Origin of the sequence: Solimonas fluminis (genome assembly GCF_002930645.1) — a bacterium.
In the GTDB taxonomy this organism is placed as follows: Bacteria; Pseudomonadota; Gammaproteobacteria; order Nevskiales; family Nevskiaceae; genus Solimonas_A; species Solimonas_A fluminis.
This window is the reverse complement of record NZ_PSNW01000018.1, coordinates 1-20276: the sequence shown is the minus strand read 5'-3', so window position 1 is coordinate 20276 and position 20276 is coordinate 1. Positions and strand designations below refer to the sequence as shown.

Here is a 20276-nt window from a genome sequence, read left to right as displayed (position 1 = left end):
GCCGCGATTTATGTCTAGGAATTTGTCGATAGATTCTAACATAAACCGGGGGTGCATAGGGTCCGCGGACAGGGGCGATCCGCACCCTGCCCGCAGGCCCGAAAACCGCACAAATGCCCCGCCCTAGCGGCCCTGGCGCCGCAGGCGGATGGCCAGCCCGAACAGGGCCGCCAGCAGGCCCAGCAGGGCCCCCGCGCTGAGCACGGCATCGCGCCAGGCCTTGCCCAGGAAATCCAGCAGCTGCCATTTGTGCAGGCTGGAGAACGTCCACTGCTCGGCCACGTCCAGCGGCCTCACCTGCGCCGCCAACTGCCCGAACGCGGTATCGACGAAGGCCAGCCCCTGCGGCTGCTCCACGCGCCAGACCGGCAGGCGCTTGTTGGCGAATCCGTACTCGGCGGAGAACCCGGCCTGCAAGGCGGCGGTCCCGGCCGCGCCCACCCCGGCCAGCCGCCGCGCCAGCTCCGCATCGCCGCCCGCCAGGCGGGCGCCGCTGCGGGCGTCGTACAACGCCAGGCTCTGCGGGCCGAAGCGGGCACGCCAGACCGCCGCGCCCTGCCCCAGCGGCAGCAGGGTCAGCGACCGGGCCCCCTCCAGTTCCGCCGGCCAGGCCAGCGCCCCCCGCACCGACCGGGAGACGGCCGGCGGCGTCTCCTGCAACAGCGGCGACAGCCGCAGCAGGTGGAACAGGCCGCTGACCGAGAACATCAGCACCGGCAGCCAGGCCGCCCAGGCCAGCAGCCGGTGCCGGCGCCGCAAGGCGGGGGCGCCGGGACGGCCGCGCCGGCCCAGCAGCAGGCCGATGCCCAGCATCGCCGCCGCCAGCACGCTGCCGACCGCCGCCAGGACCAGGCCCAGCCGCAGGCCTTCCACGCCCTCCAGGAAATCCAGGGTGTGCACGGTCTGGAACAAGGCCAGGAGAACACGCTTGCGCCGGTCGGTCAGCGAAGCCAGGCGGTCCTCCCCGGTATGGACGTAGGCCGTCAGGCCGCGCTCATCGGTGAATTCCACGCGCCATACCGGCAGCAGGCGGTTCACCGCCGGATACTCCCGATCGAACGCGAGAATGTGCCGGACTTCGCCGAGCGGCTCCGCCTGCAGGCCGGTGTAGTGGCGCGCCAGCTGCACGGCGCGCACCCGATCGGCGTCCGGCAGTTCCTCGCCGGTCCGCGCATCGACATAGCGCAGCTGCTGCCGGTCGGGCGAAGCAAGCTGCCACAGCGTCCTCCCGCCCTGCGACAGAAGGCGCACGATGCCGGCGGGCTCCGCGGCCAGCGCCGGGGGCGGCTGCGCCGGCAGCGCCAGCGGCTCCCCGACCGGCGGCGCGAAGGCGGCCGGCCGGGGATTGGTCCAGGCCATCAGCGGATGCAGCAGGCCCGAGGAGGCCCACAGCAGCAGCGCGACACCGGCCAGCAGCGACAGCCGCCGGTGCCAGCGCGTCAGCCTGGCCAGCATCACCAGGCCCAGCGCAGTCCGCCGTACACCGCCCGCCCCTCACCGGGGTAGAAGATGTTGCGGCTGGTCGCCGTGCTGTAGTTGGTGGTGGCGGAGACGCTGCTGATGTAGCGCTCGTCGGACAGGTTGCGCCCCTCGATGAACAGGCTGACGCCATGCGGCAGGTCCACGCCGCCGCCGAGGTTCCAGGTGGTGTAGCCCGGGGTCTCCTGCGTGTTGGCGTAATCCACCGTCAGGCCCGAGGGCGAACGCTCGATGCCGGCCTCGACATGGAACCCCGCCGGGTGCTCATAGCGCAGTTCGGCGATGTAGTAGTGGCGCGGCTGGCCGGCCAGGCGGTTGCTGCCGTACTGCGCGTCGCCGTCGAAATGGAAATCCGCGTAGTTGTAGACCTGCTGCAGCGTCAGCGAATCGCCGGCCCGCGCGAAGTCCCTGAGCAGCTTGTAGGCCAGGCCGGCCTCGACGCCCTGGTGGACCGTCTTGTCGGCGTTGAACTGGATCGACGTGGTCGGCGAACAGGCCTGCTGCAGCACCTCGTCGCGCAGCTCGGCGCGGTAGAGCGACAGGTCCCAGGCCCAGCGGCCCTGCGTGCCGCGCGTGCCCAGCTCAGCGGTCCAGGCCTTCTGCGCCTCCAGGTCGGCAAAGCCGCCGACGGTGCTGGAGCAGCCTGCCGGGGCGTTCTGGTTCAGGTCGGAGAAGATCGGCGGCTCGTAGCTGCGGCTGAGGTTGGCGAACCATTGCGCGTGCTCGGCCAGCGTGAACAGCAGGCCGAGCTTGGGGTTGAGCCCCTTGTATTCGCGGTCCGCGGACTCGGCCGGGTTGACGTGGTCCTGGAAGTCGCGCACCGCCAGCACGCCCTGCAGGCCGCCGACCAGCGCCAGGGACGGCGTCAGCCACAGGCGGTTCTCGGCGTAGAGGTTGTACTCGGACGCTTCCTCGTCGGCATTGCCGGTCTGCGTGCCGCGCCGCCCGGCGGCATTGGTGAAGACGCGCGCATCGTTGTGACCGGCGCCGACGCGGCTGCCCAGCGTCAGCTCGTTGCGCCGGCCCAGCAGCACACCTTCGCCGGCCCATTGCGCGAAGGCGCCGAAGAAGTCGCCCTGCTGGTCGACGACGATGCCGGTGATGGGATGGAACAGCTTCTTGCGGAACCAGTAGCCGCCGACCTCCAGCTGCCCGCCGGCCAACGGCAGGCTACTGCGGTTGGCCAGGCGCGTGGACTCGATATTGCGGCCGGTATCGAAGCTGTTGGCCATGGGCAGCACGCTGTCCGGATCCTTCAGCGCCGCGTCGTAGCCGAGGGTTCCCGGGATCTCCTGGTTGATGTCGTTGACGTTGAGGTAGAAGCGCGTCTCGGCGCCGTCGCCGAGGCGGTAGCCGACGTTGCCGTTGAAGCGGCGGTTGTCGGTGTTGCTCTGGTCGCGGAAGCCGTCGGACTGGCTGGCGGTGACGCCGGCGTAGACGTCCCACTTGTCGCCGGCACGTGCCACCGCGGCATGCTCGCGGAAGCTGCCGAAGCTGCCGCCTTCCAGGCGCAGCAGGTTCTGCTGCGCGGCGGTGCGGCCGGTGGGCGTCGCCACGTTGATGGCACCGCCCAGGGCGGAGCTGCCGTAGCGCAGGCCGTTGCCGCCCTTGTAGACCTCGACGTAGCGCAGGTTCAGCGGATCCACCTCCTGGAAGTCGCCGAAGCCGTCCGGCAGGTTCACCGGCACGCCGTCCTGCAGCAGCAGGATGCCGCGCAGGTGGTTGCTGCGGCTCAGGCCGGAACCGCGGATGGAAATGCGGACTTCCTCGGCGAAGCGGGTCTGGGCGAACACGCCCGGGGTATCGCGCAGCATGTCGCGCAGGTTGACGGCGTAGCGGTCCTGGAACTCCTCGCTGGAAACCAGGTCGACCCCGCCCGGCGTCTGTTCGATGCGGTCATGGGCCTCGCGCACGCTGGGCGCGGTGGGCGAGCCGGCGCGCTCGCCGGTGACGATCACCGGTTCCAGCGTGACGCTGCCCGGCTCGGATACTTCATGGGCGGATACGGCAAGGGGAAGCAGCAAGGCGAGCGCGGCCAGCGGCCGGGCTTGCGGGCAAGGCAGGGACATCTCGATCACTCCTGGAACACGGCCACGGACGGCCGCATGAGTCGGGGTTCCGCGGCGCAGGGACCGCGGCAGCAGGGTCGACTTCAGGAATAGGAGGGAGGCCCGCGGGCGGAGGTTCCGCGCTCCCGCCAGGAAACGATGGCTGGCTGTGGCTGGACGGAGACAGAGACGGATGCGGCGGCCAGCGCCAGTGCCGCCGTTGCAGGACCGGTGGCCGCTGCCATGCCCAGCGCGAGCCCGAAGGCGCAGTGCTCGCCGCCGGCATGCTGGCCGCCGCCGATGGCGTCGCCGGCCTGCCACAGCGTCTTGGGACCCTGCGGCGTACACAGCACGATGCCGACGCCGCCGGCACCGAACTGCGGCATGAAGCCCGGGGCCACCAGGCCGCGGGCGAACAGCGCCGCCAGCAACAGCCACAGCAGCAGGTAGCGGCGCGGGGCGCGCAGCTGGTGCAGGCTGGGGGCGGTGTCGGCGGTCATGGCCGGCGATTGTAGGCCAGAAACCGGGCCCCGCAGCGGCCTGGGACAATTATTCCTAGCTTATGCAGCCGCCCCGGGAATCAGGACAGCAGCTTGCGGATCGCCGCCTCGCTCACCGGGCTGATCACGCCGCGTTCGCAGACGATGGCGTCGATCAGCTCGGCCGGGGTGACGTCGAACACCGGGTTGAAGGCATCGTAGCCCAGGGGCGCCACCGGCTCGCCGCGGAACTCGGTCAGCTCGCGCGGGGTGCGCTCCTCGATGGGAATCGCCTGTCCGCTCGGACAGGACAGGTCGAAGGTGCCGCTGGGCGCGGCCACCATGAACTTCACGCCATGGCGCCTGGCCGCCACGGCCAGGGCATAGGTGCCGATCTTGTTGGCGGTATCGCCGTTGGCGGCGATGCGGTCGGCGCCCACGATCACCCAGTCGATCTTCTCGCGCGTCATCAGGTGGGCCACGGCGCCGTCGGCCACCAGCTTGGCGGGAATGCCCTCCTCGTGCAGCTCCCAGGCTGTGAGGCGCGCGCCCTGCAGCCAGGGGCGGGTCTCGGTGTTGAAGACCTGTGCCAGGTGGCCGGCGGCCCAGGCGCTGCGGATCACGCCCAGCGCAGTGCCATGGCCGCCGGTGGCGAGCGCGCCGGTATTGCAATGGGTGACCACCTTGGCGCCCTGCCCCAGCAGCTCGGCGCCGTAGCGGCCGATCTTCAGGTTCTGCGCCAGGTCTTCCTCGTGGATGGCGATGGCCTCCGCCAGCAGCGCAGCGGCATCCGGGCGGCGGCGCCAGACCTCGCGCATCCGCTCCAGCGCCCAGCGCAGGTTCACCGCGGTCGGCCGCGAGTCGCCCAGCACCCGGAAGGCCGCGTCGAAGGACTGGGGATCGCGGCGCACGGCCAGCACCAGGCCATAGGCCGCGGCGATGCCGATCGCCGGCGCCCCGCGCACGGCCATGCCATGGATCGCGCTGGCCACGTCCTCTGCACTCTGGCAGTCGAGATAGGACAGCTCGTGCGGCAGGACGCGCTGGTCCAGCAGGCGCAGGACCGGGTCGGCCCAGACGATGGGAAGTACGGCACCGGACATCGGAAGGCTCCGCTGGCAAGGTAGAATGGGCGGCGATTCTACCCCTTCCCCATTGCGAGTCCGCTATGCAGACAGCCGACCTGCTGGTCTTTCCCCGCTGGCTGGTGACCGTCGAACCCTCCGGCACCGTGCTGGAGCGTCATGCCCTGGTGATCCGCGACGGCCGCATCGCGCAGATCCTGCCGGCCGCCGAGGCCCGCGGCATCGCTGCCACCGAGGTGCTGGAACTGCCGCGGCATGCCGTCATGCCGGGCCTGGTCAACCTCCACACCCACTCGGCCATGACGCTGCTGCGCGGCATCGCCGACGACCTGCCGCTGATGGACTGGCTGCAGAACCACATCTGGCCAGCCGAGGGCGCCCACGCCAACCGCCAGTTCTGCGTCGACGGCCTGCGCCTGGCCTGCTGCGAGATGATCCGCGGCGGCACCACGGCCTTCAACGACATGTATTTCTTCCCCGACGCCAGCGCCCAGGTGGCGGCGGAGTCGGGGATGCGGGCCACCATCGGCCTGATCATGATCGACTTCCCAACCGCCTGGGCCAGCGGCCCGGACGAGTACCTGCACAAGGGCCTTGAGGTGCACGACTCGGTGCGCGGCAACCCGCTGCTGCGCACGGTGTTTGCACCGCATGCGCCCTACACCGTGTCGGACAAGCCGCTGCTGGAGGTGCGCAAGTACGCCACCGAACTGGGCACCGGCATCCACATGCACGTGCACGAGACCGCCGGCGAAGTCGAGATGGCCGTGCAGGCCGGCGGCAAGCGCCCCTGGCAGCGCCTGAAGGAACTGGAGTTGCTGGGCCCGGATTTCATCGCCGTGCACATGACCCAGCTCAGCGACCAGGAGATCGCCGAGGCCGCGGAGTTCGGCGTGCACGTGGCGCATTGCCCGGAATCCAACCTCAAGCTGGCCAGCGGTTTCGCGCCGGTGGGCAAGCTGCTGGCGGCCGGCGTCAACGTCGGCATCGGCACCGACGGCGCTGCCAGCAACAACGACCTGGACCTGCTGGGCGAACTGCGCACCGCGGCGCTGCTGGCCAAGGCCGTGTCCGGTGACGCCCGCACCCTGGCCGCGCCGCAGGCCCTGCACATGGCGACCCTGGGCGGGGCCCGGGCCCTGGGCATCGACGGCATCACCGGCTCGCTGGCGCCGGGCAAGTCGGCGGACTTCATCGCTGTGGACCTGTCCGCCGCCGCCACCCAGCCGGTCTACAACGTCCTGTCGCAGCTGGCCTACGCCGCCGGCCGCGACCAGGTCACCCACAGCTATGTCGCCGGCCGCGCCCTGATGCGCGAGCGGCAGCTCCTGGCGCTGGACGAGGCCGCGATCCTCGCCCGCGCCCAGGAATGGAGGGAGAAGATCAAGCCATGAATACCAATGTCGACCGGCGCGAGATCGCCAACTTCGACCGACTGGCCTCGCGCTGGTGGGACCCGCGCGGCGAGATGGGCGCGCTGCACCACATCAACCCGCCGCGGCTGCGCTACATCGAGGCCTGCGCGGGCGGCCTCAAGGGCAAGCGCGCGGTCGACGTGGGCTGCGGCGGCGGCCTGCTGACCGAGGGCCTGGCCCAGCGCGGCGCCGAGGTGCTCGGCATCGACATGGCCGAGGAGGCGCTGGAAGTGGCGCGCCTGCACGGCCTGGAATCCGGCGTGAAGGCGGAATACCGCCGCGTGCCGGCCGAGGAGCTGGCGCGCGAGCTGCCGGAGAGCTTCGACCTGGTCTGCTGCATGGAGATGCTGGAGCACGTGCCTTCGCCGGAGTCGGTGATCGCCGCCTGCGCGCGCCTGTGCAAGCCCGGCGGCACGCTGGTGTTCTCCACCATCAACCGCAACCCCAAGTCCTTCGCGCTGGCCATCGTCGGTGCCGAATACCTGCTCAACCTGGTGCCGCGCGGCACGCACGACTACGCCAAGTTCATCCGCCCCTCCGAGCTCGACGCCTGGGCGCGTGCCGCCGGGCTGGAGACGCGCGAGATCAAGGGCATGCGCTACAACCCGCTGCTCAAGACCGCGACGATGGGCAACGACATCGACGTCAACTACTTCATGTATTGCGTGAAGCCGGCATGAAACTGCGCTGCATGCTGTTCGACCTCGACGGCACCCTCGTCGACACGGCGCCCGACCTCGGCCATGCGGCCAACTTCGTGCGCGGCTCGCTGGGCCTGGCGCCCCTGCCCCTGGCCGACTACCGGCCGGTGGCCTCGGCCGGCGCCCGCGGCCTGCTCGGCAAGGCGCTGGGCATCGCCGCCGACCATGCGGATTTCCCGAAGCACCGCGACGCCTTCCTCGAATACTACCGGGCCAACCTCAGCCATGAGTCACGCCTGTTTCCGGAGATGGACGAAGCCCTGCGCGCCATGGAGCGTGCCGGGGTGCGCTGGGGCGTGGTGACCAACAAGCCGGCCTGGCTGACGCGGCCGCTGATGGCCGAGCTGGGCCTGGACAGCCGCGCCGCCGTATCGGTCAGCGCCGACGAGGTCGCCCGGCCCAAGCCGGCGCCGGATTCGATCTACAAGGCCTGCGAAATCCTCGGCCTGGCGCCGGCCGACTGCGTCTATGTGGGCGACGACCGGCGCGACATCGACGCCGGCCGGGCGGCCGGAATGCGGACGATCGCCGCCGATTGGGGTTATCTTGGCGAGGGTGGCCCGATCGAGGGCTGGGGGGCGGACGCGATCCTGCGCTCGCCAGGAGAACTTCAGGGCTGGCTATGAACACGCCGCAGAACCGACCGCTGGGACAGGACAGGCGCCTCGAAGGCCTGAACGCCGCCGCCGGCCTGCTGCGCAGCAAGACCAACCGCTACGCCTGGTATGGCCTGGGCATTGCCCTGCTGGCCATCGCCGCGGCCACGCTGCTGGCGGCCCGCGCCGCCTACGGCGGCATCACCTGGGAGCAGCTGCTGCGCGCGCATGCGGAGAATCCCGCGCTGTGGCTGCTCGACGCCATGCCCCTGCTGTTCCTGGTCTGGGGCCAGTACATCGGCACCGTGCTGTCCTACCAGGCCAGCGCCATGCTGATCGACGAGACCACGGCGCTGCGCGAGCAGACCACGATCCTGCAGCACGAGCTGGAACGCTCGCCGGTGGAGGGCCATACCCTGGGCCTGCCCAACCGCCACGCCTTCATCAGCCTGATCGGGCGCGCGCTGACGCGCCGCCGCGTGCATGGACTGCCGGTGGCGGTGATGACGCTGGCCAGCGAGCAGTACCACGAAACCGAGCAGTCGCAGGGGCGCGATGCCTCCTATGCCTTGGTGAACCAGCTCACCGAGCGGCTCAAGAGCGTGCTCGGCGAGAATGACGTGCTGGCCCATTTCGGCCACGACGACTTCGGCATCCTGCTGCCCCAGGTCAGCGACGAATCCGAGGCGCGGCGCTTCGCCAGCCGCCTGCAGTTCGCGCTGGACACGCCGATCACCGTCGGACGACAGAGCGTGGGCCTGCGCGTCAGCGTCGGCATCGCGCTGGCGCCGGAGCACGGCGAGGACGCCGAGACGCTGATCCGCCATGCCGAGATTGCCAAGTACGCCGCCGCCGGCGACCAGCGCGACTACCGCGTCTACGAAGCCGATCTGGACGAGTCCCGCAACGCCAGGCCCCGCCGCATCGCCGAGCTGCATGCCGCGCTGTACAACGACGGCCTGGCGGACGACTACATGCTGCAGCAGCCGCTGCAGGCGGAATTGCCGCCGCGCGTGCGCCTGGTGCCCTACTGGAACCACCCGCGCCAGGGCCGCCTCGAAGAAGCCGAATTCCTCAACCTGCCGGACCGCCTGAGCCTGGTGCACTCGCTGACGCTCTGGCAGTTCCGCGAGGGCCTGGCGCGCCTGGCGCAGTGGCGCGGCCAGGGACGCCCCGGCCTCGGACTGGTCATCCGCGTCCCCGATGCGGCACTGCGCCAGCTGGCGCTGGCCGACATGGTGACGCGCCTGCTGGGCTCGCACGACCTGCCGCCGGCGGCGCTGACGCTGGAAGTGACCGAGGCCGCCCTGGTCGGCGGCGGTGACCACGCCCGCGGCCAGGTGGCGACGCTGCGCGGTGCCGGGGTCGGCTTCTGCGTCACCGGCGCCGGACAACCCGGCAGCTCCGCACTGACCTCGCTGTACTTCCCGGTCAACGAAGTGCGCCTGTCGCCGCTGCCGCTGCAGCGCGCGCTGACCGAAACGCCGATGCGCGAGGCTTTCGACGCCCTGTTGAGCGTGCTGCGGCACCTGCGCCAGGGCATCACGCTCGGCGGGGTCGACAGCCCCGAGCTGCTGGCGCTGGCCAGGGCCCGCGAGGTCGCCTACCTCGAAGGCCAGGCAGTGCGCGCGCGCATGCGCCCCGAGGATGTCGAGCGCTGGCTCGGCGAGAGCTGAGCCTCATCCCTCTTTCTTCTTCATCACGATTCTTCAATGCTGCCTGAAAACTATCAGCCCGCCGCGGGCCTGCTGAAAGACCGCGTCATTCTCGTCACCGGCGCCGGCGACGGCCTGGGCAAGGCCGCCGCGCGGGCCTTCGCCCGCCATGGCGCCACCGTCGTGCTGCTCGGCCGCACGGTAAAGAAGCTGGAAGCGACCTACGACACCATCGAACAGGCCGGCGGCCCGGTCCCGGCGATCTACCCGATGAACCTCGGCGGCGCCAGCTGGAACGACCACGGCGAGCTTGCCGCCACGCTGGGCCGCGAGTTCGGCCGGCTCGACGGCATCCTGCACTGCGCCGCCCATTTCAAGGCCTTCGCGCGCATGCAGGACGTGGAGCCGCGCGAGTGGATCGAGAACCTGCAGGTGAACCTGACCGCGGCCTTCGCCATCACCAGCCAGTGCCTGCCGCTGCTGGAGCAGAGCGCGGATGCCTCGGTGGTCTTCTGCAGCGACCGCGCCGGCCGCGAGGCCAAGCCCTTCCACGGCGCCTATGGCGTGGCCAAGGCCGGCCTGGAGAACCTGTCGCGCGCCTGGGCCCTGGAGACCGCGGACCGGCCGCAGCTGCGCTTCAACAGCTACTGCCCGCCGCCGCTGCGGACCGGCCTGCGCCAGAAGGGCTATCCGGGCGAGGTGCTGGACAGCCTGCCGCCGGCGGACAGCGTGACGCCGCAGCTGCTGTGGCTGCTGGGACCCGACAGCCGTGGACAGAGCGGCAAGGCGTTCTAGGGAAACTCTGAGAAAGTCGGTTCGTGCTGAAGTCCAGAGCCTGTCGAAGGATCGAAGCATCGGCGGACTTTCCCCGCCGTTGGCCAACGAGGTACCGTCCACCCCTTCGACAGGCTCAGGGCGAACGGTAACTTCTTCAGATCTTCCCCAAGGATTCTTTCGTGGGACCGACGCAAGCCGCGATCCTTGAAGCGCCTGAAAGGATCGCGGCCAGAGCCAACCCCAGAGCAGCATCGCCACACCGGCTTTCGCCGGCATGACGGACATTTGGATCCGGACTCCCAGCGAACGCCAGGCGCCTAGCGCGAAGGCTTGCGGACTCCGCCCGGCTTCTTCGCCGCGAACTTGCCCGCAGGCTTCTTCGACACCGTGGGCTTGCCGGTGGGGCGCGCATCACGCGAGGAAGGTTGCGCCGCCCAGGAATGCTTCTTCTTGTGGTCCAGGCGCGACAGCTTCTTGGCCCGGAACGGCACGTCGGACTCCTCGCGGGCGCGCTCGCGGCGCTCGGCACGGTTCCCCTTCTCCGGCCTGGGCAGCTCCAGCTCCACGCAGTCGAACAGCGCGCGCAGCTCCTCGGGAGTGGCCTCGCGATAACCGCCGCTGCGGATGCCCCGACCCAGTTCGATCGGACCATAGGACACGCGGATCAGGCGGCTGACCTGCAGGTCCTGCGACTCGAACAGGCGCCGCACCTCGCGGTTGCGGCCCTCGCGCAGCATCACTTCATACCACTGGTTGGCGCGCTCGCCGTCCTCGTTGACGCCGGGCACGATCGACTCGAAATGTGCCTCGCCGTCCTCCAGCTTCACGCCCTTGCGCAGGCGCTGCAGCTTGTCGTCGGTCATCTCGCCGAGCACGCGCACCGCATAGCGCCGGGGCACCTCGAAGCTGGGATGGGTCAGGCGGCGCGCCAGTTCACCGTGGTTGGTGAGCAGCAGCAGGCCGGAGGTATTGATGTCCAGGCGCCCCACCGCGATCCAGCGGCCGCTGTCCAGCTCCGGCAGCTTGCGGAAGATGGTCTTGCGCCCCTCGGGATCCTCGCGCGTCACCAGCTCGCCGGTGCGCTTCTTGTAGAACAGCACGCGCGGCACTTCGGCCCTGGCCGATAGGCGCACCGGCCGGCCGTCCACCGTAATGCGATCCTCCGGCGAAACCTGCTGGCCGGTCGTGGCCGGCTTGCCGTTCACCTGGATGCGGCCGTCCGCCACCATGGATTCGATCTCGCGGCGCGAGGCCACGCCGGCGGTGGCGAGGGCTTTCTGGATGCGTTCAGTCATTTTCCGTTTAGTCCCCTCTCCCCCCGGGAGAGGGGTTGGGGGTGAGGGAACACGCGTCGCCACCATTGGCCACCCTTGTTCCCTCACCCTGGCCTCTCCCGGAGGGAGAGGGTTAAGAAATCAAGATGCCTTCGGCTCGTCGTCCGACGCTTCGTTGGGCGGCTCATCGCCGAGCGCATCCGGCTCGTCGGCCTCGACCTGCGCGTCGGCAACCGGCCCTTCCGCCGCCGCAGGCTGCGCTTCAGCGGTTTCATCCTCGGCAGCCGCTGCGGCGGGCACACCTTCCGCCGGAGCTTCCCCGGCAGCCTCGCCCTCGCCGTCCCCGCCCTCCGGCGCCGGCAGCGCCGCGGCGCCCGGCAGGCCTTCGCCCAGGCGCGACAGGGCCGCTTCGAGCTGGGCCGGATCCTTGATCTCGGGCAGGCTCGGCAGCTCGTCCAGCGAGCGGATGTTGAGATCGTCCAGCATCTGGTGCGTGGTGCCGAACAGCGACGGCCGGCCCGGCACTTCCTTGACGCCCACCTCGCGGATCCAACCGCGCTCCAGCAGGGTGCGGATGATGTTCGGCGACAGCGCCACGCCGCGGATTTCCTCGACCTCGCCGCGCGTCACGGGCTGGCGGTAGCAGATGATCGCCAGCGTCTCCAGCAGCGCGCGCGACATGCGCGGCGGCTTCTCCTGCCACAGCTTGCTGACCCACTCCGCATAGTTCTGGCGTACCTGGATGCGAAAGCCGCTGGCCACCTCCGAGAGCTCGCAGGCGCGGCCCTGCAGCGACTCGGACAGGGCATCCAGGCCGGCGCGGACATCCTTCTTGCCCAGCCCCAGCTCCGCGCCCAGCAGCCGGTGCAGCTGTTCCAGCGACAGCGGCAGTTCCGAGGCCAGCAGCAGGGCCTCCAGGATGTTGACCAGCTGCGCGGCCGAATCGCTGGCCAGCAGGGCCGGCTGCTCGGGTTCGGCGACTTCGATTTCCGTGGTTTCTTCGTTCATGCGTCTTCCCCGGCGTCGGCCGCGCCGAGCGCCTCTTGTTCTTCATCGTCTTCCAGCGAGGGCCGCGGCTTGGCGGGCTCCACCATCAGCGGCGAGAACGGCCCGTCCTGCACGATGTCGAGCATCGCGGACTTGGTCAGTTCCAGGATCGCCAGGAAGCAGACCACCACGCCGAGCCGCCCCTCTTCGGGATCGACCAGTTCCTCCAGCCGCATGGGCCCGCCGCGCACGCGCGACAGGATGTGGGACATGCGCTCGCGCACCGACAGCGGCTCGCGCGAGATCTGGTGATGGGTGAACAGCTTGGCCCGGTCCATCACGTCGCGGAAGGCCATCAACAGGTCGCGCAGCGTCGGCATCGGCAGGCGCGAGACCTGCGGGATCACCTCGGGGCGGGCCTGGGCCATGAACAGGTCTCGGCCGACGCGCGGCAGCTTCTCCAGGTTCTCGCCGGCGCTCTTGAAGCGCTCGTACTCCTGCAGGCGGCGCACCAGCTCCATGCGCGGATCGCCTTCTTCCTCCGCCTCGTCCGGCGGTGGCCGCGGCAGCAGGATGCGCGACTTGATCTCGGCCAGCAGCGCGGCCATGACCAGGTACTCCGCCGCCAGCTCCAGCTTCATCTCGCGCATCAGGCCGATGTAGCGGATGTACTGCTGCGTGATCTGCAGCACCGGGATGTCGAGGATATTGAGGTTCTGGCGCCGGATCAGGTACAGCAGCAGGTCCAGCGGCCCTTCGAAGGCGTCGAGGAACACCTCCAGCGCATCGGGGGGAATGTAGAGATCCTCCGGCAGCTTCTCCAACGGCTGGCCGTGGATCTTCGGCATCTTCAGCGCCTCGGCCTCGGCCAGCGCCGTTGCCGGAAGCTCCTCGCCGGCGACCTTCTCGCCTTCGGTCTCGTTCTCGCTCATTCCGGAATGAACCCCAGCACGTCATGTACCTTCTGCAGCGTGGCGTCGGCCCGCTTCGACGCGGCCTCGGCGCCGGCGCGCAGCACGCGGCGCAGGCCCTCGGTGTCCTCGCGCACGGCGGCATAGCGCTCCTGCACGGGCCTGAGGCATTCCACTACCGCCTCGGCGACCTCGGTCTTGAAATGGCCGTAGCCCTTGCCGACGTAGCGCGCCTCGATATCGGCGAAGGACTCGCCGCGGATCGCGGACAGGATCGACATCAGGTTGGACACGCCGGGCTTCTCCGCGATGTCGTGGCGGATTTCGCTGCCCAGGTCGGTGACGGCGCGCTTGATCTTGCGCGTGATCACGTCGGGGCCGTCCAGCAGGTAGATGGCGTCGGTCTCGGCGTCGCCGGACTTGCTCATCTTGGCGGTGGGCGTCTGCAGGCCCATGATGCGCGCGCCCACCGGCGGGATCATCGGCTCCGGCACGGTGAAGACCTCGCCATAGAGGTTGTTGAAGCGCATGGCGACGTCGCGCGTCAACTCCAGGTGCTGCTTCTGGTCGTCCCCCACCGGCACGGCCTTGGCCTGGTACAGCAGGATGTCGGCCGCCATCAGCACCGGGTAGTCGAACAGGCCGGCATTGATGTTGTCCGCATGCTTGGCCGACTTGTCCTTGAACTGCGTCATGCGGTTGAGTTCGCCCATCTGCGTATAGCAGTTGAGGATCCAGCCCAGGCGGGCATGCGCGGAAACGTGGCTCTGCACGAACAGCGTGTTCTTCGCCGGGTCCAGGCCGCAGGCGATGTACAGCGCCAGGAACTCCTGGCAACGCTCGCGCAACACCTTGGGTTCTTGGCGCACGGTGATCGCGTGCAGGTCCACCAGCATGTAGTAGCAGTCGTACCGGTCCGACAGCGTCACCCAGTTCTTCAGCGCGCCGAGATAGTTGCCGAGCGTCAGGCGGCCGGAAGGCTGGATGCCGGAGAGGACGATGGATTTGGAGGCGGTCACGGTCAGTAGAGCAAGGAGGAGTTGAGGCCCAGCAGCCGGTACAGGAAGTACTCGGACAGCGTCAGCGGCCAGTACATGATCTTCGACAACAAGCCGGTGGCCAGCAGCACGACCACGATCACCAGCCCATAGGGTTCCAGCCGGGCATAACGCATCGCCAGCGGCAAGGGCAGCAGGCCTGCGAGGATGCGGCCGCCGTCCAGCGGTGGCAAGGGCAGCAGGTTCAGCACCATCAGCACCAGGTTGATGACGATCCCCGCCACGGCCATGTAGCGCAGGCCCAGCCACAGCCCCTCGTCGGCATTCATCGCCAGCGCCAGCTTCAGCAGCAGGCCCCAGCCGATGGCCATGGCCAGGTTGGCCAGGGGGCCTGCGGCGGCCACCAGGGCCATGTCGCGGCGCGGGTTGCGCAGCCGGCGATAGTCCACCGGTACCGGCTTGGCCCAGCCGAACAGGAAGCCACCGCCCACCAGCTTGCTCAGCAGCAGCAGGACCACCGGCACCGCGATGGTGCCGACCGGGTCCACATGCTTGATCGGATTGAGGCTCAGGCGGCCCAGCATGGCGGCCGTGGGGTCGCCCAGGCGCCGCGCGGCATAGCCGTGGGCCACCTCGTGCAGCGTGATCGCGAAAAGGACCGGGAGGGCCCAGATGGCGACGGTCTGGACCAGGCTGAATTCGACAGGCATCGCCGGATTATACGGGAAGGAGTCTTATGAACCAGCGTTCATAATCCCAGGCGGGAGACATCGCCCCGGCCCTGGCGCACCAGCTGGATGGCGCCCTCGCTGAGGTCCAGCACCGTGGTCGGCTCGGTACCGCAGTTGCCGGCATCCAGCACCAGGTCCACCTCGCGGGTCAGGCGCTGGCGCATCTCCTGGGGATCGCTGAGCGGGCCGTCCTCACCGGGGAACTGCAGGGTGCAGGAGATCAGCGGTTCGCCCAGGGCCTCCAGCAGCGCATGGGCCACCGGGTGTTCCGGCACGCGGATGCCGACGGTCTTGCGCTTTTCATGGGCGATGCGCTTGGGCAGTTCCTTGGTCGCCTGCAGGATGAAGGTATACGGCCCCGGGGTCAGGCTCTTCAGCAGGCGGAACTGTTGGTTGTCCACCCGGGCATAGGTGGCGATCTCGGACAGGTCGCGGCAGACCAGGGTGAACTGGTGGTGGCGGTCGAAGTCGCGGATGCGGCGCAGCCGCTCGGCGGCGTCGCGGTCGTCCAGGTGACAGCCCAGGGCGTAGCAGGAATCCGTGGGCCAGGCGATCACCGCGCCCTCGCGCAGGCGCTGCACCGCCAGCGCCAGCAGGCGCTTCTGCGGATTGACGGGGTGGACCTCGAGCCATTGCGCGGACATGAAGGGATTTTAGTTCATTTCCCGAATCGATCACCCCGAGTAGCCTCGCGAAGCGTGCGTATCGAGGGGCGTTCCGAGAGCTGCCTCGATACGCACGCTCGCTACGCTCACGAGGCTACTCGGCATGAACGGACCGCATGTAGCGCCGTCCAAGGCGCAGACAGCTACAATGGCCGCATGAAATTCCTGCTCGACTCCCTGCCCGCGCTGGTGTTCCTCGGCGCCTACTTCCTCTACGACGTCTACACCGCGACGATCGCGCTGATCGTCTCGCTGTTCGGACTGGTGGCCTTCTACTGGTTCGCCGAAAAGAAGCTGCACAAGGCTCATTTCGTCACCGCGCTGGTGGCGCTGGCCTTGGGCGGCCTGACGATCTACCTGCACAACGAGACCTTCATCCAGTACAAGCCCACCCTGGTCTACGGCATCTTCGCGCTGGCGCTGGCCGCCAGCCACCTGATCGGCGACAAGGTGCTGCTGCAGCGCATGGGCGAAAAGTCCGTGCCGCTGCCCGAGCCGGTCTGGCGCAAGGTCAACATCGCCTGGGTCGGCTACTTCGCCTTCAGCGCCGTGCTCAACGTCTGGGTAGCGAAGACCTTCAGCTACGACACCTGGATGCTGTTCAAATTCCCAGGCACGCTGGTGCTGATGTTCGTGTTCCTGCTGGCGCATGCCCCGTTCCTGGGACGCTACCTGCAGGACGCGCAGCAGGACCAGGGGCAGAACTGATGCTCTACGCCATCTGGGGCGTGGACACGCCCGACAGCCTCGCCGGCCGCCAGGCCACCCGCCCCGCCCATGTCGAACGCCTCAAGGCCCTGCTGGCCGAAGGCCGCCTGGTACTGGCCGGCCCGCGTCCGAAGGCGGACGCCGCCGACGCGCCGCAGGCCGGCTTCCACGGCAGCCTGATCGTGGCGGAGTTCCCGAGCCTGGAGGCCGCGCGCGCCTGGGCCGACGCCGACCCCTATCTCGCCGCCGGCGTCTACGCGCGCGTCGAGGTCACGCCCTTCGTCCAGGCGCTGCCGTGAGCCGCATCGAGCGCATCCGCGACCGCCTGGCGCAGGCCTTCGCGCCGGTGGAGTTGGCGGTGGAGGACGAAGGCCACCTGCATGCCGGCCACGCCGGCGCCGCCACCGGGCGCGGGCATTTCCGCGTCAGGATCGTGTCGGAAGCCTTCGCTGGACAGAGCCCGGTGGCGCGTCACCGGCAGGTGTACACAGCTCTGGGCGAGATGATGCAGACCGACATCCACGCACTGGCGATCAGCGCGCGGACGCCCGGGGAAGCGACTGTCTCTGGCTGAGGCCTGCCGTCCCTAGCCTTCGGCAGGCCTTGGCGCCAGCGCGCCGTCGGGCAGCGAGCGGATGTAGACATCCTGCTGCGGGAACGACACCTCGACGTTGGCCTGCTTGAAGGCCGCGACGATGGCAAAACGCAGGTCGCTGGCCACGCTGCCCTTGGCATCGCTGTCGATGATCGGTGCGGACAGCAAGCGTAGGGTGGGCTTTAGCCCACGCGAAGGCTACTCTCCAAACTTCTTGGCAGAGCCGGGATCAATGCCACCCCAGTCGGGCGCCAACATTCCCTGGCGAACATATCGATGAAAGCTTGAATGTGGCCAATCGGCCACCTTGGCAACCAAGCCATGCTTGACGGGATTGTAGTGAATGTAGTCGACGTGACGCTTCAAGTCTTCGGCATCGCGTATCTGATGTTCCCAGAACCGGCGCTGCCAGATGCCCTTCTCGCGCTTGCCTTGCTTGCTGTCGCTGCGGTTGGAAGAGATGGGCAGATGCCTGGAGAACCCGCTCTTGATCGCGCTCCAGCGAAGCGAATAGTCAGCGTCGTCGGGAGGCAGTTCCCAAATCGCATGCAGGTGATCCGGCAATACGCAGATCGCAATGGTCTTGAACGGTATGCGTAGGGAGACGGACCGATAGGAGGCGCGAAGGTTTTCAACTTGACTCGCTAACAGGGCGCTGTCTCGCTGAGCGAGCGTTACCGTGAAGAAGAAAGTGCCACCTGCGACTTTGGCGCGTCGATATCGAGACATGGCCTCATTGTGCGATGTCCCGCGTGGGCACGCTACGCTCTGCCCACCCTACGCTTGCTGGGTTTCGATGCGTGCCAGGGCGGCTTCGATTGGCTCCTGGTACAAGGCAAGTGCATCTGCGGCCTCCAGCGCGGCGGCGATCTGGCGCAGCTGGTTGGCGGCGAGGACGACGGCGCGGGTGCGCTCGGCCTGCTCGGGGGAGACGGCGGCCTCGGGGGCGCGGCGGGGCTTGGGCGGCGGGGCGCCATCCAGGGCCAGGCGCCGCAGCCAGGCGGCGACCGGCTCGTCGCCGGCACGCGCACGCACGGCCTCCAGCTCGTCTGGCGACAGACGCAGCTTGAGGACGTGGGCGCGTGGGTCGGCCATGCGTCAGCGGGCCGATGCTTTCGGAGGTGTCGGAGGCGCAGCCTCTGACGCACCTGGCGAGGGCCCGGGAGGGCCCTGGCCTATGGTGCCTGTCGGCGCAAGACGACGGGCCGGGTCTGCACCGACAGCGACCCGTTCCGAGCGCCAGCGAGCCGGCCGGGCCGGGATGCCGGGGCGCGCGAGCGGCAGGAAGCCAAGGCCAGGGGACAGGTACAGGACCGCGGCGCCAGGCGGCGCGGCGGGCAGCAGACCAGGCGGCGGCTGAGAAGTGGCCGCACAACAGCAGGCAAGAGAGACGGTGTCGCCCATACGTCCTCCGGTGAGGGGCGACACCTACTCTATGACACGACTATCTCCCGATGCGCGAATGCAGCGCGGCAGCAAAACCCGACTGCCCGCCAGACCGAATCAGAGGCGCCCGGGAACGAAAAACCCCCGCCGGGGCGGGGGTTTAGGGAGTCAATATCGAACGCTATCTAGCTTCAGTGCTTGCGTACAAAGTCACCCTGTGCATCTGAGGTCGGCGTCCCAAGCTCCTGGATGAAGCTGTCTCGAATCTTCTGCAACGACTCGGCCACATTGGTCGAATACCCAGATTCCAAGGCTTTGGCTACATGCCTCGCCACGTCGGCGAGAATCGTTCCCCAAGCCTTCTCTTCGGACACCTTCATCGTTTCGCGATACATGCCTACTTTCATCGAGCAGTGAAGGCCTCTTTCTGCGATCCAGACGCGAAGCATTTCGACCGCGTCCTCATCGCGGAGCGCAGCCTCGGGTATCGGTCGCTGTTTCAACTGAATCTCTTTATCGCTCATGGTGGGGTGATTCCTTTACTGGGCCAGTGCTTCGGGGCAACTTCATTGCGCTTATTGTCGAGATTATTAACACCACCCCTGTCGTTGATCGCCTGCTGCTCTTTTGCTCGGCGTGTATCACGATCGCCCTTGGGGTAGGTATCGACCACCTCTGCTCCCTCACGGTCTCGTCCATCAGACTTGTCGCGCTGTCGATTCCCCAGGTTGTCGGTCGATCCAACATAGTCCTTGCCAGAGCCCGTTTTGTCGCCTTTGACACAATAGATGCAGCCTTCTTCGCCTGCGACATCTGCTTCATCGCTCTCGCCGGCCTCATTCATCATCCAACATTTGCCGTAGCTCGGCGAATCCGGCATCTCGCACTCGGGAGCATCCAATGACGGCGTGTACAAAAGGCAAGCAGCCGCGATGGAGTATGGTGAGACCGCCATGGCTCTCCGGACGATGTTCTTCACCGTCGTCGACATTCCCGACGACTCCGCTGCGGATGCCGCCGCCGCTGCCGCTGTAGCGGTCTGCAGCCCTAGCGGATCGATGTAGTTGCCAGGACTGCTTCCAGCGTAGGCATAGGTGTTGATGCCACCAGCAAGTCCGATTGGGTCAGATTGGATGTATCTGCCGAGGCTCGGGTGGTAATCCCGGAAATAGTTCTGATGCAGCCCCGTCTCTGAGTCGTAGTACTGCCCCGGAAATCGCAGGTTGTAGACAAAGGGCGTGCCGGTCGCCAGCGGATCCTCATCCGGCGTCGAGTTGCCGAAGGTGATCGTGTCCCACACCCACACCGGATCGCCGGCCTGGTCGTTGATCTGCCGGGGGGTGTTCAGGTGGTCGGCATGCACGTAGTAGGTGCCGGAGCCCTTGACCACGGCAATGGGCGTATCGCCCATCCAGACCGTCTCCTGGATCGGGTTGCCGGTGGCGGCGTCGTACTCCCCCACCAGGTGGCCGGCCTCGTCGTAGGCGTAGACGGTGCCGGTTCCTGACGCGGTCTTGCTGACCCGCTGGCCCAGGCCGTTGTAGGCGTAGGCGGTGCTGCCGTCGACGCTGCTGAGCCGTCCGGTCTTGTCGTAGCCGTAGGTATGGCTGCCGTCGGCGGTCAGGCTGCCGTTGGCGTCGTAGCTGAAGCCCTGGGTGGTGACGCCGTCGGTCAGGCTGTCCAGGCGGTTGCTGGTGGGGCTGGTCGTGTAGTCGGTGGTACCCGCCGTGCCGGTCTGCTGGCTGCGGTTGCCGTTGGCGTCGTAGCCGTAGCCGATGTTGAAGCT

General features: G+C 68.5%; 23 protein-coding genes. 8 read left to right on the top strand and 15 right to left on the bottom strand.

Annotation, left to right across the window (positions count from 1 at the left end; genetic code table 11):
• Nucleotides 1-123: 123 nt before the first annotated feature.
• The 4 genes from C3942_RS21055 to mtnA all read right to left on the bottom strand — a co-directional run bounded on the left by C3942_RS21055 (nucleotide 124) and on the right by mtnA (nucleotide 5109).
• The gene (locus C3942_RS21055; protein ID WP_104232344.1) at nucleotides 124-1455 is read right to left on the bottom strand and encodes a PepSY domain-containing protein; all 1332 of its coding nucleotides are present in this window, start codon (nucleotides 1453-1455) and stop codon (nucleotides 124-126) included.
• On the bottom strand, nucleotides 1455-3548 hold the full coding sequence (locus C3942_RS21050; RefSeq protein WP_104232343.1) for a TonB-dependent receptor family protein: 2094 nt from the start codon (nucleotides 3546-3548) through the stop codon (nucleotides 1455-1457). Before C3942_RS21050 ends, C3942_RS21055 begins: the two co-directional genes overlap by 1 nt.
• An 83-nt stretch (nucleotides 3549-3631) precedes the next feature.
• Nucleotides 3632-4027 (bottom strand): DUF2946 family protein, encoded by a 396-nt coding sequence (locus C3942_RS21045; RefSeq protein ID WP_104232342.1) that lies wholly within the window; start codon nucleotides 4025-4027, stop codon nucleotides 3632-3634.
• Between the two features lie 80 nt (nucleotides 4028-4107).
• Nucleotides 4108-5109, bottom strand: a complete 1002-nt coding sequence (gene mtnA, locus C3942_RS21040; protein ID WP_104232341.1) for an S-methyl-5-thioribose-1-phosphate isomerase — start codon at nucleotides 5107-5109, stop codon at nucleotides 4108-4110.
• 65 nt (nucleotides 5110-5174) lie between these two features.
• Here mtnA and C3942_RS21035 point away from each other — a divergent pair, with 65 nt between their 5' ends.
• Genes C3942_RS21035 through C3942_RS21015 form a run of 5 tightly spaced genes read left to right on the top strand, consistent with a single transcriptional unit; the run spans nucleotide 5175 to nucleotide 10253 of the window.
• On the top strand, nucleotides 5175-6485 hold the full coding sequence (locus C3942_RS21035) for a TRZ/ATZ family hydrolase (protein ID WP_104232340.1): 1311 nt from the start codon (nucleotides 5175-5177) through the stop codon (nucleotides 6483-6485).
• Nucleotides 6482-7186 carry a bifunctional 2-polyprenyl-6-hydroxyphenol methylase/3-demethylubiquinol 3-O-methyltransferase UbiG gene (ubiG, locus tag C3942_RS21030; protein WP_104232339.1) on the top strand — a complete coding sequence of 235 codons (705 nt, stop codon included), beginning with the start codon at nucleotides 6482-6484 and terminating at the stop codon, nucleotides 7184-7186. The genes C3942_RS21035 and ubiG overlap by 4 nt, the downstream gene beginning before the upstream one ends.
• On the top strand, nucleotides 7183-7833 hold the full coding sequence (locus C3942_RS21025; RefSeq protein ID WP_104232338.1) for an HAD family hydrolase: 651 nt from the start codon (nucleotides 7183-7185) through the stop codon (nucleotides 7831-7833). The genes ubiG and C3942_RS21025 overlap by 4 nt, the downstream gene beginning before the upstream one ends.
• Nucleotides 7830-9479 carry an EAL domain-containing protein gene (locus C3942_RS21020; protein ID WP_104232337.1) on the top strand — a complete coding sequence of 550 codons (1650 nt, stop codon included), beginning with the start codon at nucleotides 7830-7832 and terminating at the stop codon, nucleotides 9477-9479. The genes C3942_RS21025 and C3942_RS21020 overlap by 4 nt, the downstream gene beginning before the upstream one ends.
• Nucleotides 9480-9515: 36 nt before the next feature.
• The gene (locus C3942_RS21015; RefSeq protein ID WP_104232336.1) at nucleotides 9516-10253 is read left to right on the top strand and encodes an SDR family NAD(P)-dependent oxidoreductase; all 738 of its coding nucleotides are present in this window, start codon (nucleotides 9516-9518) and stop codon (nucleotides 10251-10253) included.
• 299 nt (nucleotides 10254-10552) lie between these two features.
• Here C3942_RS21015 and C3942_RS21010 read toward each other — a convergent pair whose 3' ends face one another.
• From C3942_RS21010 to C3942_RS20985, 6 genes are all read right to left on the bottom strand, one after another.
• The gene (locus C3942_RS21010) at nucleotides 10553-11530 is read right to left on the bottom strand and encodes a pseudouridine synthase (RefSeq protein WP_104232335.1); all 978 of its coding nucleotides are present in this window, start codon (nucleotides 11528-11530) and stop codon (nucleotides 10553-10555) included.
• Between the two features lie 120 nt (nucleotides 11531-11650).
• Complete coding sequence (scpB, locus tag C3942_RS21005) at nucleotides 11651-12517, bottom strand: SMC-Scp complex subunit ScpB (RefSeq protein ID WP_104232334.1); 867 nt, start codon at nucleotides 12515-12517, stop codon at nucleotides 11651-11653.
• On the bottom strand, nucleotides 12514-13428 hold the full coding sequence (locus C3942_RS21000) for a segregation and condensation protein A (protein ID WP_104232333.1): 915 nt from the start codon (nucleotides 13426-13428) through the stop codon (nucleotides 12514-12516). Before C3942_RS21000 ends, scpB begins: the two co-directional genes overlap by 4 nt.
• Nucleotides 13425-14432: a tryptophan--tRNA ligase gene (gene trpS / locus C3942_RS20995; RefSeq protein WP_104232385.1), complete on the bottom strand. Its 1008-nt coding sequence runs from the start codon at nucleotides 14430-14432 to the stop codon at nucleotides 13425-13427. The genes C3942_RS21000 and trpS overlap by 4 nt, the downstream gene beginning before the upstream one ends.
• Nucleotides 14429-15115 (bottom strand): site-2 protease family protein, encoded by a 687-nt coding sequence (locus C3942_RS20990; RefSeq protein WP_104232332.1) that lies wholly within the window; start codon nucleotides 15113-15115, stop codon nucleotides 14429-14431. The genes trpS and C3942_RS20990 overlap by 4 nt, the downstream gene beginning before the upstream one ends.
• A gap of 38 nt (nucleotides 15116-15153) precedes the next feature.
• Nucleotides 15154-15780 (bottom strand): L-threonylcarbamoyladenylate synthase, encoded by a 627-nt coding sequence (locus C3942_RS20985; protein ID WP_104232331.1) that lies wholly within the window; start codon nucleotides 15778-15780, stop codon nucleotides 15154-15156.
• A gap of 177 nt (nucleotides 15781-15957) precedes the next feature.
• Between C3942_RS20985 and C3942_RS20980 the strand changes: the two genes are divergently transcribed.
• From C3942_RS20980 to C3942_RS20970, 3 genes are read left to right on the top strand one after another with little or no spacing between them, the layout of a single operon-like run.
• Nucleotides 15958-16509: an inner membrane-spanning protein YciB gene (locus C3942_RS20980; RefSeq protein ID WP_104232330.1), complete on the top strand. Its 552-nt coding sequence runs from the start codon at nucleotides 15958-15960 to the stop codon at nucleotides 16507-16509.
• The gene (locus C3942_RS20975) at nucleotides 16509-16808 is read left to right on the top strand and encodes a YciI family protein (protein ID WP_104232329.1); all 300 of its coding nucleotides are present in this window, start codon (nucleotides 16509-16511) and stop codon (nucleotides 16806-16808) included. The genes C3942_RS20980 and C3942_RS20975 overlap by 1 nt, the downstream gene beginning before the upstream one ends.
• Nucleotides 16805-17083, top strand: coding sequence for a BolA family protein (locus tag C3942_RS20970; RefSeq protein WP_104232328.1), 279 nt, complete (start codon nucleotides 16805-16807; stop codon nucleotides 17081-17083). The genes C3942_RS20975 and C3942_RS20970 overlap by 4 nt, the downstream gene beginning before the upstream one ends.
• Nucleotides 17084-17095: 12 nt before the next feature.
• Here C3942_RS20970 and C3942_RS22460 read toward each other — a convergent pair whose 3' ends face one another.
• The 5 genes from C3942_RS22460 to C3942_RS20950 all read right to left on the bottom strand — a co-directional run.
• Nucleotides 17096-17272: a hypothetical protein gene (locus C3942_RS22460; RefSeq protein WP_165797566.1), complete on the bottom strand. Its 177-nt coding sequence runs from the start codon at nucleotides 17270-17272 to the stop codon at nucleotides 17096-17098.
• A gap of 30 nt (nucleotides 17273-17302) precedes the next feature.
• Complete coding sequence (locus C3942_RS20965; RefSeq protein WP_104232327.1) at nucleotides 17303-17833, bottom strand: REP-associated tyrosine transposase; 531 nt, start codon at nucleotides 17831-17833, stop codon at nucleotides 17303-17305.
• 48 nt (nucleotides 17834-17881) lie between these two features.
• Nucleotides 17882-18139: a hypothetical protein gene (locus tag C3942_RS20960; RefSeq protein WP_133164389.1), complete on the bottom strand. Its 258-nt coding sequence runs from the start codon at nucleotides 18137-18139 to the stop codon at nucleotides 17882-17884.
• 542 nt (nucleotides 18140-18681) lie between these two features.
• Nucleotides 18682-19014: a DUF5076 domain-containing protein gene (locus C3942_RS20955; protein WP_104232325.1), complete on the bottom strand. Its 333-nt coding sequence runs from the start codon at nucleotides 19012-19014 to the stop codon at nucleotides 18682-18684.
• The coding region (locus C3942_RS20950; protein ID WP_279331311.1) for an RHS repeat-associated core domain-containing protein at nucleotides 19011-20276 on the bottom strand (1266 nt) is incomplete at its 5' end. The genes C3942_RS20955 and C3942_RS20950, both read right to left, overlap by 4 nt.